The sequence below is a fragment of the Nocardioides sp. Root682 genome (assembly GCF_001427795.1).
Lineage (GTDB): Bacteria > Actinomycetota > Actinomycetes > Propionibacteriales > Nocardioidaceae > Nocardioides.
This window is the reverse complement of sequence record NZ_LMHJ01000002.1, coordinates 508,517-521,980: the sequence shown is the minus strand read 5'-3', so window position 1 is coordinate 521,980 and position 13,464 is coordinate 508,517. Positions and strand designations below refer to the sequence as shown.

Annotated in this window: 16 protein-coding genes; 7 read left to right on the top strand and 9 right to left on the bottom strand. The window is 69.4% G+C overall.

The window, feature by feature from the left end:
• Position 1: 1 nt before the first annotated feature.
• From hsaA to ASD84_RS14740, 4 genes are all read right to left on the bottom strand, one after another.
• Positions 2-1,189, bottom strand: a complete 1,188-nt coding sequence (gene hsaA / locus ASD84_RS14755) for a 3-hydroxy-9,10-secoandrosta-1,3,5(10)-triene-9,17-dione monooxygenase oxygenase subunit (protein ID WP_056711807.1) — start codon at positions 1,187-1,189, stop codon at positions 2-4.
• 69 nt (positions 1,190-1,258) lie between these two features.
• On the bottom strand, positions 1,259-2,347 hold the full coding sequence (dmpG, locus tag ASD84_RS14750) for a 4-hydroxy-2-oxovalerate aldolase (protein ID WP_082573529.1): 1,089 nt from the start codon (positions 2,345-2,347) through the stop codon (positions 1,259-1,261).
• Between the two features lies 1 nt (position 2,348).
• Complete coding sequence (locus ASD84_RS14745; RefSeq protein ID WP_056711805.1) at positions 2,349-3,281, bottom strand: acetaldehyde dehydrogenase (acetylating); 933 nt, start codon at positions 3,279-3,281, stop codon at positions 2,349-2,351.
• A 2-nt stretch (positions 3,282-3,283) separates the two neighbouring features.
• Positions 3,284-4,090 (bottom strand): 2-keto-4-pentenoate hydratase, encoded by an 807-nt coding sequence (locus ASD84_RS14740; protein WP_235531124.1) that lies wholly within the window; start codon positions 4,088-4,090, stop codon positions 3,284-3,286.
• 35 nt (positions 4,091-4,125) lie between these two features.
• On the opposite strand from ASD84_RS14740, the gene kstD reads away from it, so the two are divergent.
• Genes kstD through ASD84_RS14725 form a run of 3 tightly spaced genes read left to right on the top strand, consistent with a single transcriptional unit; the run spans position 4,126 to position 7,198 of the window.
• Positions 4,126-5,820: a 3-oxosteroid 1-dehydrogenase gene (kstD, locus tag ASD84_RS14735; protein ID WP_056711803.1), complete on the top strand. Its 1,695-nt coding sequence runs from the start codon at positions 4,126-4,128 to the stop codon at positions 5,818-5,820.
• Positions 5,810-6,706, top strand: coding sequence for a MaoC/PaaZ C-terminal domain-containing protein (locus ASD84_RS14730; RefSeq protein ID WP_056711799.1), 897 nt, complete (start codon positions 5,810-5,812; stop codon positions 6,704-6,706). Before kstD ends, ASD84_RS14730 begins: the two co-directional genes overlap by 11 nt.
• 48 nt (positions 6,707-6,754) lie before the next feature.
• Positions 6,755-7,198 (top strand): OsmC family peroxiredoxin, encoded by a 444-nt coding sequence (locus ASD84_RS14725; RefSeq protein ID WP_056711795.1) that lies wholly within the window; start codon positions 6,755-6,757, stop codon positions 7,196-7,198.
• Here ASD84_RS14725 and ASD84_RS14720 read toward each other — a convergent pair.
• Positions 7,170-7,634, bottom strand: coding sequence for an MOSC domain-containing protein (locus ASD84_RS14720; RefSeq protein ID WP_200954581.1), 465 nt, complete (start codon positions 7,632-7,634; stop codon positions 7,170-7,172). The genes ASD84_RS14725 and ASD84_RS14720 overlap by 29 nt on opposite strands.
• 40 nt (positions 7,635-7,674) lie before the next feature.
• Here ASD84_RS14720 and ASD84_RS14715 point away from each other — a divergent pair, with 40 nt between their 5' ends.
• Positions 7,675-8,289 (top strand): hypothetical protein, encoded by a 615-nt coding sequence (locus tag ASD84_RS14715; protein ID WP_056711792.1) that lies wholly within the window; start codon positions 7,675-7,677, stop codon positions 8,287-8,289.
• Positions 8,290-8,363: 74 nt separating this feature from the next.
• Here the strand turns inward: ASD84_RS14715 and ASD84_RS26025 are convergent, their stop codons facing one another.
• Both ASD84_RS26025 and rpe read right to left on the bottom strand, forming a co-directional pair.
• A complete protein-coding gene (locus ASD84_RS26025; RefSeq protein WP_268788479.1) occupies positions 8,364-8,495 on the bottom strand; it encodes a hypothetical protein in 132 nt (43 codons plus the stop codon).
• A gap of 63 nt (positions 8,496-8,558) precedes the next feature.
• On the bottom strand, positions 8,559-9,227 hold the full coding sequence (gene rpe / locus ASD84_RS14710) for a ribulose-phosphate 3-epimerase (protein ID WP_082573527.1): 669 nt from the start codon (positions 9,225-9,227) through the stop codon (positions 8,559-8,561).
• Between the two features lie 113 nt (positions 9,228-9,340).
• On the opposite strand from rpe, the gene ASD84_RS14705 reads away from it, so the two are divergent.
• From ASD84_RS14705 to ASD84_RS14695, 3 genes are all read left to right on the top strand, one after another.
• The gene (locus ASD84_RS14705) at positions 9,341-9,871 is read left to right on the top strand and encodes a SigE family RNA polymerase sigma factor (RefSeq protein ID WP_200954580.1); all 531 of its coding nucleotides are present in this window, start codon (positions 9,341-9,343) and stop codon (positions 9,869-9,871) included.
• A complete protein-coding gene (locus ASD84_RS14700) occupies positions 9,868-11,028 on the top strand; it encodes a hypothetical protein (RefSeq protein ID WP_056711789.1) in 1,161 nt (386 codons plus the stop codon). The genes ASD84_RS14705 and ASD84_RS14700 overlap by 4 nt, the downstream gene beginning before the upstream one ends.
• Before the next feature lie 70 nt (positions 11,029-11,098).
• The gene (locus ASD84_RS14695) at positions 11,099-11,299 is read left to right on the top strand and encodes a hypothetical protein (protein WP_056711785.1); all 201 of its coding nucleotides are present in this window, start codon (positions 11,099-11,101) and stop codon (positions 11,297-11,299) included.
• Here the strand turns inward: ASD84_RS14695 and ASD84_RS14690 are convergent.
• Both ASD84_RS14690 and ligD read right to left on the bottom strand, forming a co-directional pair.
• A complete protein-coding gene (locus tag ASD84_RS14690) occupies positions 11,289-12,494 on the bottom strand; it encodes a kynureninase (protein WP_056711784.1) in 1,206 nt (401 codons plus the stop codon). The genes ASD84_RS14695 and ASD84_RS14690 overlap by 11 nt on opposite strands.
• Positions 12,491-13,453: a non-homologous end-joining DNA ligase gene (ligD, locus tag ASD84_RS14685; protein ID WP_056711781.1), complete on the bottom strand. Its 963-nt coding sequence runs from the start codon at positions 13,451-13,453 to the stop codon at positions 12,491-12,493. The genes ASD84_RS14690 and ligD overlap by 4 nt, the downstream gene beginning before the upstream one ends.
• Positions 13,454-13,464 lie beyond the last annotated feature (11 nt).

Genomic DNA, 13,464 nt, shown 5'->3' with positions numbered 1-13,464 from the left:
GTCAGTACATCCCCGGGTCGACCTTGTGGCCGAACTGCTGCGCGCCGTACATCTGGAGCGCCCGCTCGGGGTCGTTGGCGGCGTGCACGCGTCCGGCGTGGGCGTCGCGCCAGGCCCGCTGGAGGTAGGTGCCCTCAGCCAGCGCGCGGCCACCGGAGGCCTCGAACAGCGAGTCGATCGCCTCGATCGAGCGCGCGGTGCCGAGCACCTGGTCGCGGCGCACCCGCAGGCGCAGCTCGAGCGGGATCTGCTCGCCACGGGCGACGTAGGCCTGCTCCTCGCGGATGTTGCTGATCAGCAACGCCCAGGCCGCGTCGATCTCCGAGGACGAGCGCGCGATGCGCACTGCAGCGAACGGGTCCAGCGAGGCCTTCTCGCCGAGGTAGGCCGCACGGACCCGCTTCTGCTGCATCTCGACGTGCTCCGCGTACGCGCCCTTGGCCATGCCGATGATCGGGGTGGCGATGGTCGAGGTGAAGATCGAGTGGAACGGCAGCTTGTAGAGGTCGCTGGTGTTCACAGCCTGGCCGGGACCCTTGCACGCGCCGGTCTCCCCCATCGAGAGCGTGAACGCCTCCGGGACGAAGACCTCGTCGACGACGATGTCGTTGGAGCCCGTGCCCCGCAGGCCGACGACGTTCCACACGTCGACGATCTGGTACTTCTCCCGCGGGACCATGAAGGTGCGGAAGTCGACGATCTGGCCCTCCTCGTTGAACACCAGGCCACCGAGCAGGACCCACGAGCAGTGGTCGCTGCCCGAGGAGAAGCTCCACTTGCCCGAGAGCGTGAAGCCGCCCTCGGCCAGGATCGCCTTGCCGGTCGGGGCGTACGACGACGAGAGCCGCACCGTCTGGTCCTCGCCCCACACCGCCTGCTGCGCCTCGTCGGCGAACAGGCCGACCTGCCAGGGGTGGACACCCACGACGCTGGAGACCCAGCCGGTGGCGCCGTCGGCCGAGGCGATGTCGCGCACGGCGGTGTAGAAGGCAACGGGGTCGGCCTCGAGGCCGCCGTACCGCTTGGGCTGGAGAAGCCGGAAGAAACCGGTCTCCTCGAGCTCCTTGATGGAGGCGTCCGGAATGACGCGCAGTCGCTCGCCCTCTTCGGCTCGCTCGCGAATGGTCGGAAGCAGGTCACGTACGCCGGAAAGGACGGCGTCCACCTCGGGGGTGAAGTCCTGGTTCATGGGGAGCTCCTGGTTTTCTGCGACAGTCAGTCAGGTCAATAATAGAACACGTTCTAGTTTTGGCAAGTACTACACGCTGACGGACTCCGCGTCACGTGCCTTGAGCATCAGCGCGATGTCGATGAGCTGGTCCTCCTGGCCGCCGATGAGCTTGCGCCGGCCGGCTTCGAGGAGGATCTGGGCACCCGAGACGCCGTAGCGATCGGCGGCGTTGCCGGCGTGCTTGAGGAAGCTCGAGTAGACGCCGGCGTAGCCCATCATCAGCGTCATCCGGTCCAGCTGGCACTCCTCGGGCATGGCCGGCTTGATGACGTCCTCGGACGCGTCGACGATCTTGAGGAAGTCCACCCCGGTGGTCCAGCCGAGCTTGTCCGCGACCCCGACGAACGCCTCCAGCGGCGTGTTGCCGGCACCGGCACCGAAGCGGCGCACCGACCCGTCGATCTGCGTCGCGCCCGCCCGGGCAGCGATCACGGTGTTCGCGACCCCGAGGCCGAGGTTCTCGTGACCGTGGAAGCCCACGTCGGCCTGGTGCCCGATCTCGGCAACGACGGCGGACACGCGGTCGGCGGTCTGTTCCATGATCAATGCACCGGCCGAGTCGACGACGTAGACGCACTGGCAGCCGGCGTCGACCATGATCCGCGCCTGCTTCGCCAGCACCTCCGGTGACTGGGTGTGCGACATCATCAGGAACCCGACGGTCTCGAGACCGAGCTCCCTGGCCAGGCCGAAGTGCTGGATGGACACGTCGGCCTCGGTGCAGTGCGTGGCGATCCGGCAGATCTGGCCACCGTTGTCCTGCGCCGCCCGGATGTCGTCCTTCGTGCCCAGGCCCGGCAGCATCAGGAACGCGATCTTCGCGCGCTTGGCCGTCTCGGCCGCGATCTTGATCAGCTCCTGCTCGGGGGTCCGGGAGAAGCCGTAGTTGAAGCTGCTGCCGCCGAGACCGTCACCGTGTGTGACCTCGATGACCGGCACACCGGAGTTGTCGAGGGCCTCGACGATGTCGTGGACCTCGGTCGCGGTGAACTGGTGGCGCTTGTGGTGCGAACCGTCGCGCAGGCACGTGTCGGTCAACCGCAGGTCGAGCGTGCCGAACGGCTCGTCGCCGTGGCTGCCGGACCATGTCCGGGGCAGGGTGTTGATGTCGGTCATGTCAGTTGCTCCCGGCGTTCTCGATCAGGTGGCGGGCGATGTTCTCGCCGACCTGCGCAGCGGCGGCGGTCATGATGTCCAGGTTTCCCGAGTACGGCGGCAGGAAGTCGCCCGCGCCCTCGACCTCGACGAAGATCGAGACCTTCTTGCGTCCCTGCGTCGCTTCGGAAGCCGGGTCGAACTGGGGCTCCTGCAGGAGGCGGTACCCGGGCACGTACTGCTGCACCGCCTTCTCCATCCGGTGCACGGACTCGGCGATGGCGTCCTCGTCGGCGTCCGCGTCGACGGCACAGAAGATCGTGTCGCGCATGATCATCGGGGGCTCGGCGGGGTTGAGGATGATGATCGCCTTGCCGCGCTCGGCGCCACCGATCGACACGACGCCGGCGGACGTGGTGCTGGTGAATTCGTCGATGTTGGCGCGGGTACCGGGTCCGGCGCTGACGCTGGACACGGAGGCGACGATCTCGGCGTACGGCACCGGCGTGACCCGGGAGACGGCGTTGACCATCGGGATGGTGGCCTGACCGCCGCAGGTGATCATGTTGACGTTCATCGCACCGACGTGTTCCAGACCGTTGACCGGCGGGATCACGGCCGGGCCGACCGCAGCCGGGGTCAGGTCGATCGCCCGGATCCCCGCTTCGGCGTACCGCGGCGCATAGGCGCGGTGCACATACGCAGAGGTGGCCTCGAAGAGCAGGTCGGGCAGCTCGTCCTGCTTGAGCAACCAGTCCACACCCTCGTGGCTGACCTCGAGCCCCTTGTCGGACGCGATCCGCAGACCCTCACTCGCCGCGTCCACACCGATCATCCAGCGCGGCTCGACCACGTCGCTGCGCAGCAGCTTGAACAGCAGGTCCGTCCCGATGTTGCCCGGCCCCACGATCGCCGCGGTCAGCTTCCGCCCGCTGGTTGAGCTTGTCGAAACCATCTCTACTCCTCGAACTCGACAGTCAGCGGCGCGAAGCCACTGATGGATGCCTCGACGCGGTCTCCCGGCGCGAACGGCACGAAGGGGCCCAGGGCCCCGGACAGGATCAGGTGACCGGCACGCAACGGATCCCCGAAGCGGTAGGCCTGCACGGCGAGCCAGCGCAGGGCCTCGAGCGGGTCGCCCAGGCAGGCGGCGCCGTTGCCGGAGGAGCGCTCCTCGCCGTTGATGGTGAGCGACATGACGACGTCACGCGGCTCGAACTCATCGAGGCGGCGACCCTGGCGGCCGACCACGTAGAGGCCGCTCGAGGCGTTGTCGGCCACGGTGTCGGTGAAGCCGATGTCCCAGTTCTCGATCCGCGAGTCGACGATCTCGAGAGCAGGCAGGGCAACGTCGACGGCTGCGCGCACGAGGTCGAGCGTGATCTCCTCCTCGGTCGCCGGGTTGATGTCGGCGGCAAGGATGAACGCCACCTCCGCCTCCACGCGCGGCTGCACGAGCGTGCTCATGGAGATCGGGCGACCTTCGACGCCGTAGCTGACGTCCATGTCGCTCAACAGGTAGCCGAAGTCGGGCTGGTCCACGCCGAGCTGGCGCTGCACCGCCTCGGAGGTCGCTCCGATCTTGCGACCCACCACGCTGACGCCGCCGTCGAGGCGGGCCTGCACCAGACCCTGCTGCACGGCGTAGGCGGCGGGCAGGTCATCGGTGCCGATCAGGTCCCGGACGGCCGCGCACGGCACCCGGGTCTTCTGGGCGTCCGCAAGGCGGGCCACAGCGGCGTCGACGGCGGTGGGAGTAGTCACGATGTAGATACTAGAACCTGTTACAGTTTTGTGCCATGACGGGATCCCATTCAGCCGCCACGAGCGACGACCTGCCGACCGAGGTCGACGTCGTCGTGGTGGGCGCCGGTGGCGCAGGCATGAGCGCAGCACTGCGCGCCGGCCGCCACGGCCTCGACACCATTGTCATCGAGAAGAGCGCCTACTTCGGCGGTTCCACCGCACGGAGTGGCGGCGGCGTCTGGATTCCAGGCAATTACGCGCTCAAGACTGCCGGGCAGGACGATCCCGGTGACCGGGACAAGGCCAAGACCTACCTCGACGCGATCGTCGGCGACGTGGTCCCGAAGGTCCGCCGCGACACCTACATCGACCGCGGCCCCGAGGTCATGGACTTCATCCGGGACCAGACCCCCGTCCGCTTCCGCTGGGTCCCCGAGTACGCCGACTACCTGCCCGAGCAGCCCGGTGGCCGCCCGCGCGGCCGCAGCGTCGAGCCGGTCCCGCTGGACGCGCGCTTCCTCGGCGACGAGCTCGATCGCCTGCACCCGGCGTACACGAAGGCACCGGCCAACCTGATCGTCACCCAGGCCGACTTCCGCAAGATCAACCTCGGCCTGCGCACGATCAAGGGCCCGCTCACGATGATCCGCATCATGGTGAAGCGGCTGCTGGCGATCGCCACCGGCAAGAAGATGTTCGCGATGGGCAACGCCATCGCGATCGGCCTGCGCAAGGGCCTCGCCGACGCCGGTGTCCCGGTCGCCTACGAGACCGCCCTGCAGGACCTCCTCGTCGAGGACGGACGGGTGGTCGGCGTCGTGGTCGACCGTGACGGCGAGCGCGTGGAGATCCGCGCCCGGCGGGGTGTGATCCTCGGCTCGGGCGGCTTCGAGCACAGCCAGGAGCTGCGCGAGAAGTTCCTCCCGCACCCGACGACCACCGAGTGGTCGACCGGCGCCAAGTCGAACACCGGTGGCGGACTCCTTGCCGGCATGACCGCCGGTGCCGCCACGGACCTGCTCGACGACGCCTGGTGGGGCCCCACCATCCCGCTGCCCGGTCGCGCCTGGTTCTGCCTCGCCGAGCGCAACCTGCCCGGCTCGATCATCGTGAACTCCGCCGGCCAGCGGTACATGAACGAGGCGCTCCCCTACGTCGAGGCGACGCACGAGATCTACAAGGGCGAGGCGACCGGCGTGCCGCACGTCCCGTCGTACATGGTCTTCGACCAGACCTACCGCAACCGGTACCTCTTCGCCGGGGTGCCGGGACGCCAGCCGTTCCCGGGTCGCTGGTACAAGGACAAGGTCGTGGCGCGGGCCGACTCGCTCGCCGAGCTGGCCGAGCTGGTCGGCGTCCCGGCGGACGCCCTGGATGCAACCGTGGAGCGCTTCAACGGCTTCGCGCGCAGTGGCGTCGACGAGGACTTCCACCGCGGCGAGAGCGCGTACGACAAGTACTACTCGGACCCCAAGGTGAAGCCGAACTGCTCCCTCGCACCGATCGCGAAGGGTCCGTTCTACGCCGTCAAGATCGTGCCGGGCGACCTCGGCACCAAGGGCGGACTGGTCACCGACGAGCGCGCCCGCGTGCTCCGCGAGGACGGCTCGGTCATCGCCGGCCTGTACGCCGCCGGCAACGTGTCGTCCGCCGTCATGGGCAACACCTACCCGGGCCCGGGTGGCACGATCGGCCCCGCCCTCGTGTTCGGCTACCTCGCTGTGGAGGACATCACCCATGCCCATTGACCCGTCCGTCGCGATCGGCGCCGACCTCGGCGCCCGCACGTTCTCGTGGACCGAGTCCGACGTCCTGCTGTACCACCTCGGCATCGGCGCGGGCACCCGTACAGGCGACAACCTGTCACCGGGTGCACTGCGCTACACGCTCGACAACGCAGCGCTCCAGGTGCTGCCGTCGTTCGGGGTCGTCGCACCGACGTTCCACGACACCGACCCGCCGCCGCTGGACCTCCCCGGTTGCGACATCAACCTGGCCCAGGTCGTGCACGGCTCCCAGTCCGTCACCGTGTCCGGCCCGCTGCCGACCTCGGGTACGGCGACGATCCGCACCACGCTCACCGACATCTGGGACAAGGGGAAGGCCGCGGTGATCTGGCAGGAGTCCGTCGCCACGTCCGGCGCGGACAGTTCTGGCGGGTCCGGCGAGGAGCTGTGGCGCGCCCGCTCCTCGATCTTCGTCAAGGGCGAGGGCGGCTGGGGCGGCGACCGGGGCTCGGCCGAGCCGGTCGTGGTGCCCGAGCGCGCACCCGACCACCAGTCGTCGTACACGGTGACACCGCAGCAGGCGCTGCTCTACCGCCTCTGTGGCGACCGCAACCCGCTGCACGCCGACCCCGACTTCGCGAAGTCGGCCGGCTTCCCGGCGCCGATCCTGCACGGCCTGTGCTCCTACGGCATCGTGCTGCGCGAGCTGACCGACGGCCTGCTCGGTGGCGAGGCCGCTGCCGTGGCTGGTTTCACCGGCCGGTTCGCCGGCGTGGTGTTCCCCGGCGAGGCGATCAAGGTGACCGGGTGGCGGGAGGGCGACCGGATCGTGGCGACGGCGGCGATCGACGGCGGCGACCGTGACGGCTCCCCCGTGCTGGCCGACTGCGTGGTTTCGCTCGCCTGACCTTCGGTCTACGGTGAACACGTCCATTCGCCGTTGAGAGGTCCCCCCATGCCGATTCGCACCGCACGCACCGCCTGGAACGGCGGACTCATGGATGGTTCCGGACAGGTCGAGCTGACCTCGTCCGGCGTCGGCACCTACGACGTGTCGTTCCCCAAGCGCGCGGCCGACGAGGCCAACGGCACGACCAGCCCTGAGGAGCTCGTGGGCGCGGCCCACTCGGCATGCTTCGCGATGTCGCTCTCGAAGGCGATCGCGGACGCCGGCGGGACCCCGATCGCCCTGGACGTGACGGCCGACGTCACGCTCGGGCCGGACCCCGCGGGTGGCTTCCGGATCACGCTGATCAAGCTCACGGTCCGCGGCGAGGCCGAGGGCCTCGACAACGACGGCTTCGTCGCAGCCGCGGAGAAGGCGAAGGCCGGCTGCATCATCAGCAAGGCACTCGCCGGCGTGGACAGCATCACGCTGGACGCGGCGCTGGAGAGCTGACCTCTTCGACGGCGTCGCCAACGCTGATCGTCCCGCCCTCGAGCACCCGGAACACGGTGCCGGCGCGACGGCGAAGTGCCTCCTGGGCGCCCGCGCCGATCGTGTCGTCGAGCAGCTTGCACGGGGCAGCGACCCGCACGGCCTCGAGCAGGACCGGGCCGATCCGCAGGAGCGAACCGGGATCGCGTGGGATCACGCCGTGGCTCACGGTCAGGTTGCGCCGGGTCAGGTGCGAAGGCACTTCGCGCCCGTAGACGGCTGCCGCCTCGTCGAGGCTCTCGCGGCTCTGCACGGTGACGTGGCGGTGCTTCGTGCCGTGGTACCGGTCCCCCACGATGCCCTTGCCGGCCTCCACCTCGACGGTGGTCCTCGGCTGCATCGGGAGCCTGGTCGCCTTGGCGAGATGAATCGACTCGACAGTCGGCAGCAGCTCCACGCCCCGAGGTTAGGGTGCAGCCCATGGCAGGACAAACGCAGTGAGCGACACCCTGGAGCTTCGGCTACCGGCGCCCGCCGGTCAGCACTCGCCGCTACGTCCTGTCGCGGTCGCACTCGGCTTCGTCCTGGCGGGGAGCATGTTGGTTGCCATCGGCACCCAGGACCTCGATTCGCTGGACCAGCTCGAGGCGATCATGACCGCAGCCGCCGGACTGCTGATCCTGGGCTGGGGCGTTGCCGGCCTGTTCGGCAACAGCTCCCGCCTGCGGTACGACGCCATCCTCCGTCTCGACGGCGACGGAATCGCGCTGCACAGCGGTGCGGCCGGTGACGGCGGATGGGCGCACCTCGCCTGGTACGACCTGGCGCGCGTCGAAGTGCACTGGTGGGAGATCGTGCCGCCGTTCCTCGAGGACCCGGAACACCTCCCCGTGCTGCGATTCATCAGTCGGGACGAGTCGTACATCCAGGTCGCCGGTGATCACGTGCAGTCGAGGGCACTGGCCGGAGCGTTCCAGGTGTCGCCCGCGTCAGCCGCGCTGATCGCAGTCCTCGACCATGCGGCAACCGAGCCGCTCCAGCAGCTCGGGGCATGGCTCAACGAGCACCAGGGCGAGGTCCCGGTCGAGATCGGCGCACCGCCGAACCTGTGACCGGGCGCCACAGCCAGGACCCCGCCGTCAGGCGAGGCCCCGGTCGTGTCACAGCGTGTTCAGGACCGCGGTCCTCAGCGACCCTTGCCCGGGGGAACGATCGCGGTGCTCTTGGCATCGGCCTTCGCGTGCTTGTCCGCGCGCTTCTCCTTCAGAGACTTGCCCGCTTTCTTGGACAGGTTCTGACGAGGTGACTTGTCGGCCATTGCTGCTCCTTTGAGTGGAAGCCTGAACGGCTTCCCCACCGACAGTACGCGTGCGGTGCTGACCTACTTCGCCTGCGCGGCAGTCGCCGTCTCCCGCAGCGCAGCGATCATCTTGTCCGGATCCTCGGCGGAGTAGACGGCCGAGCCGGCCACGAACACGTCGGCTCCCGCTTCCGCGCACCGCTCGATGGTCTCCAGGGAGACTCCGCCGTCGACCTGCAACCAGGTCTCGACGCCGTGCTTGTCCATCAGCGCCCGGGCCCGCCGGATCTTGGGGAGGCACATGTCCAAGAACTTCTGGCCGCCGAAGCCCGGCTCCACGGTCATGATCAGCAGCATGTCGAGCTCGGCGAGCATGTCCTCGTAGGGCTCGATGGGGGTCGCGGGCTTGAGGGCCATGCTCGCCCGCGCGCCGGCCTTGCGGATCTCGCGTGCCAGGCGAATGGGTGCCTTGGCCGCCTCCACGTGGAAGGTGACCGAGCCGCAGCCGGCCTCGACGTAGGCGAGGGCGTTGCGGTCCGCGTCGTCGATCATCAGGTGCGCGTCGAGCGGTACCGAGCTGGCGCGGGCCAGCGCCTCGACCATCGTCGGGCCGAACGTCAGGTTGGGGACGAAGTGGTTGTCCATGACGTCGACGTGCACCCAGTCGGCCCCGGGGATCCGCGCCACTTCCTCCCCGAGCTTCGCGAAGTCGGAGTTGAGGATCGACGGCGTGATCTGGATGTGGCCCACGAGCGGTCAGTCTAGGGAGCCGGTTCGCGCGCCGGGAAACTCGCGTACAACCCTTTGCGTGGCTGGCGCGTCCTTGGGGCATGGAGCGGCAACATGAGCCTGGTGGAGGCGCCATGACGACGCGGCCCCCGAAGGGCGCCGCCGAACGCAGCGCGGACGAACGGGACGATGCCGCGTTCGCGGCGTTCGTCGAGGCGCGACTCCCCCACCTGCTCAAGCTCGGACGTGCCCTCACCGGCGACGAACAGCGCGGTGCGGACCTCGTGCAGGACGCCCTGGAGCGCACCCTGCTGCGGTGGAAACGGGTCGATGACCCCGAGGCGTTCGTACGACGGGCGATGGTCAACCGCAGCGTCTCGGTCTGGCGCAAGGTGCACCGGGAGCGGCCGCTCACCGACCGGGTCGATGCCGGGTCCGGCCGATCGGAGCCGCCGTTCGACCACGAGCTCCTTGCCGCCGTACGACGGCTGCCACCGCGGCAACGCGCGGTGATCGCGCTGCGCTACTACGAGGACCTCACCGAGGCGCAGACCGCCGACGTACTCGGGTGCTCGATCGGGACGGTCAAGAGCCAGGCCCATCGCGCCATGGCGGCGCTGCGTGACCAGCTGCCCAGCTTCGCTGACCGGGAGGAGACGCCATGACCGAGCTGGAGGACGCCCTGCGCCAGACCTTCCGTGCAGAGGTGGACGGCGCCGCCGACCGGATGCTCAGCGACGTACGCCGTGGCGCACGGCGCCGCCGTACGACCCGCACCACGATCGGGGCGGTGGCAGCGTCCGGGCTCGTGGTCGCTGGCGTCGCGCTCGGTGGCTCGTTGCTCACCAGGGACGATTCGACTCCTTCCCCGGCGCCAAGACCCACGGAGACCGTCACCGATCCGACCACCAACATCACGCCCGGCGGGGTCCTGGTCCTGTCGTCTCCACTGGCGGTGGAAGCTGGCGGAGACCACCTCTACGTGACGTCCGACGACCTTGATTGCGACTGTTCGGTGCTCTACCGGCGCGACCGCTTCAAGCTCGTCGAGATACACCGGTTCCCGGTGCCGTTCGTCGACCGGCTCTCGTTCTCGCCCGACGGGGCCAACGGCTGGGCAGCCGCCGCTGGGCAGGTCTGGGCGACCCACGATGCCGGCCTCACGTGGGCCTCGCTCGACCTGCCACCGGAGGCACCGGAAGACATCGGCGACAGCTACCTGGTGGATTCCTCCGCGTCGTACGCGTGGATCGTCAATCTGGGCAGTGGCAGTCTCTGGCGCTCACGGATCGGCAGTGACGACTTCGAACAACTCGATGTCCCCGACGCCGATGGCTACCAAGGCCTCGCGGTCGTCGGTGACGCTGTGGTCGTCGAACCGCGACCGACCGGCGAGGGCAACACCACCTCGGTGCCGCGGCTCAGTACCGACGGGGGCACCGTGTGGAGCGAGCTCAACTGGCCGTGCTCGGGCGAGCACCGCCTGCTGCCCACGGACGGGGCGGTGTTCATGACGTGTGAAGGCGCTGGGGAGCCCGAGGCCACCATCTACCGCTGGACACCGGGCAGCGACCAGTTCGTCGGCTTCGGGAACCCGACGGACAACCTCCCGAGCACGACACCGCTCGCGGCTGATCGCGTCCTGGTGCCCGGCGCCGATCCGGTGCTGGTGACCGAGCAGGGCGCCGTTCCCGCAGACACGGACCTCGCCGCGGATGTCTCCGTCTGGGACGCGGCCGACGTCGACGGCAATCTCTACCTGGCCACCACGGACGGGCTGCTCCAGTCGATCGACGGCGGCAGGACGTGGGGCCGGATCTGAACTTCTCCGATCCGCCACGAAGGGGCCGATGGTGAGCCTACGATGCAAATCTCGGCCCCAGGAGGCCCGCATGATGATGAACAGTGAGGCCCGCAAGCGGGCCCAGGACCAGGCCAGCGCCAAGCCGCTGGCAGCCGTCGCCCATCTCGCCGATGTCTGGGACGAGAAGGCCGACCACGAGGACGCGTGCGGCAACGGTTTCGCCGCTGCGGTCCTGCACGCGCAGGCGCGCGAGCTCCGCGCAGCGCTCTCGGAGCAGCTCAGCGCCTGAGCGCCGCCGCGATCGCAGCGATCCCCGCCTCGACCTCCGCGAAGGACGTCGAGAGGGGTGACAGGCCGAGACGCAAGCCGTCGGGTTCCCGGAAGTCGGGCAGCACGTCCCGTGCCCACAGGTCCGCAGTGACAGCGCGCATCCGTGGGTGCGCGATCGTCACGTGCCCGCCCCGCTGCGCGGGATCCCGCGGAGACGCGAGCCGCACGTCGGGCAGGTCACGATCGATCAGAGCGGCGGCGTACTCCGTCAGCGCGACGGACTTCTCGCGCACGGCCGCGACACCGACGTCCTCGATCAGGTCGACCATGTCCTCCAGCCCGAGCATCCCGATGATCGGCGGCGTGCCGCTGAGCAGTCTCCGGATGCCGGTTGCGGGCACGTAGGTCGGGCCCATCGTGAACGAGTCGGCCGCGCCCATCCATCCCTGGACGGGCTGGACGAACGCTTCGCCTTCGAGGTGTCGTTGGGCGACGTACCCGAAGGCCGGCGAGCCCGGTCCCCCGTTGAGGTACTTGTAGGTGCAGCCGACGGCGAGGTCCACCTGCCACGCATCCAGCTCCACGGGTACGACGCCCGAGGAGTGACAGAGGTCGACGAGGATCCACGCGCCGGCATCGTGGGCGAGCCGGGTCAGCGTCTCGATGTCGGCCAGCCAACCGGACTTGTAGGCGACGTGGCTCACGAGCACCAGCGCGGTCTGGTCGCCCAGGACCGCAGCCAGTCCGTCCGCGGTGACGCCGCCGTCCGGGTCGACGTCGAGCCACCGCACGGTCAGCCCACATTCGTTCGCGACACCCTCGACGACGTACCGGTCGGTGGGGAAGTTGTCGCGGTCCACGACGATCTCGCTCCGACCGGGGTGGGCTGCGACGGCGGCCCGGACGAGCTTGTAGAGCAGCACCGTGGTCGAGTCCCCGACTGCCGTCTGACCGGCACCAGCACCCAGCGCCGCAGCGCCCAGACGGTCCCCGAGCTCGAGCGGCAGCTCGAACCAGCGCTCGTCCCAGCCGCGGATCAGACGACCACCCCACTCCTCGGTGACGAACGACCCGATCCGGTCTGCAGTGGTCCGCAGCGGCCGGCCGAGGGAGTTGCCGTCGAGGTAGACCAGTGAGGTCTGCCATCCAACGAACAGGTCACGGTGTGCGCCCAGCGGGTCCGCAGCATCCAGTGCCCTCGCATCGAGCGTCACGTGGTCTCCTCCTGGTCGTCCAGCACAGCTTTGCCTTCCGCCTCGTCCCGATCCGCCCACTCCAGCAGCGGCGCGATGTCGAAGACGTGGTCGTCGATGTCGTGGTGCAGGTCGCCGATCTCGGCGAACCGTGCCGGAACGGTGAAGATCGTGAAGTCCCGCGGATCTGCGGCGTCGATCTCGTCCCACCGGATCGGAGTCGAGACCCGGGCGTCGGGCAGGCCACGCACCGAGTACGCCGCCGCGATCGTGTGGTCGCGGGCGTTCTGGTTGTAGTCGACGAAGACCGCTGCCGGGTCGCGGTCCTTCGTCCACCACGTCGTGGTCACCAGGTCCGGCGCCCTCCGCTCGACCTCGCGCGCGAAGGCGAGCGCAGCCCGCCGTACCGCCTTGTGCTCGTGGTCGGGGCGGATCCGCACGTAGACGTGCAGCCCCTTGCTGCCGCTGGTCTTCGGGTACCCGACCGCACCGAGCTCGTCGAGCACCTCGTGGGCGACGTGGGCCACCTTGCGGATGCTGTCGTACGACGCCTCGGGACCGGGGTCCAGATCGATCCGCCACTCGTCGGGCTGCTCGACGGCACCCCTGCGGCTGTTCCACGGGTGGAACTCCACCGTGGACATCTGCACCGCCCAGATCACCGACGCCAGCTCGGTCACACACAGCTCGTCAGCGGTGCGCTTCCAGCGCGGGAAGAACAGCTCGACGGTCTCCACCCACGGCGGAGCCCCCGCAGGGAGCCGCTTCTGGTGGACCTTCTCCCCCGCCAGCCCCTTGGGGAAGCGGTGCAACATGCACGGCCGCTCGCTCAGCGCGTTGACGATGCCCTCGCCGACGGCGAGGTAGTACTCGACCAGGTTCAGCTTGGTGGCACCGATCTCCGGGAAGTACACGCGATCGGGGTTGCTGACCCGCACGACGCGGTTCTCGACCTCGATCTCGATCGCCGGGGACGCCATGTCGGCGACCC

Bases quoted from the DNA above. Each gene is read 5' to 3' on its own strand.
- hsaA (WP_056711807.1), bottom strand. From the start codon at position 1,189: ATGAACCAGGACTTCACCCCCGAGGTGGACGCCGTCCTTTCCGGCGTA.
- dmpG (WP_082573529.1), bottom strand. From the start codon at position 2,347: ATGACCGACATCAACACCCTGCCCCGGACATGGTCCGGCAGCCACGGC.
- ASD84_RS14745 (WP_056711805.1), bottom strand. From the start codon at position 3,281: ATGGTTTCGACAAGCTCAACCAGCGGGCGGAAGCTGACCGCGGCGATC.
- kstD (WP_056711803.1), top strand. From the start codon at position 4,126: ATGACGGGATCCCATTCAGCCGCCACGAGCGACGACCTGCCGACCGAG.
- ASD84_RS14730 (WP_056711799.1), top strand. From the start codon at position 5,810: ATGCCCATTGACCCGTCCGTCGCGATCGGCGCCGACCTCGGCGCCCGC.
- ASD84_RS14725 (WP_056711795.1), top strand. From the start codon at position 6,755: ATGCCGATTCGCACCGCACGCACCGCCTGGAACGGCGGACTCATGGAT.
- ASD84_RS26025 (WP_268788479.1), bottom strand. From the start codon at position 8,495: ATGGCCGACAAGTCACCTCGTCAGAACCTGTCCAAGAAAGCGGGCAAG.
- ASD84_RS14705 (WP_200954580.1), top strand. From the start codon at position 9,341: ATGACGACGCGGCCCCCGAAGGGCGCCGCCGAACGCAGCGCGGACGAA.
- ASD84_RS14700 (WP_056711789.1), top strand. From the start codon at position 9,868: ATGACCGAGCTGGAGGACGCCCTGCGCCAGACCTTCCGTGCAGAGGTG.
- ASD84_RS14695 (WP_056711785.1), top strand. From the start codon at position 11,099: ATGATGATGAACAGTGAGGCCCGCAAGCGGGCCCAGGACCAGGCCAGC.
- ligD (WP_056711781.1), bottom strand. From the start codon at position 13,453: ATGGCGTCCCCGGCGATCGAGATCGAGGTCGAGAACCGCGTCGTGCGG.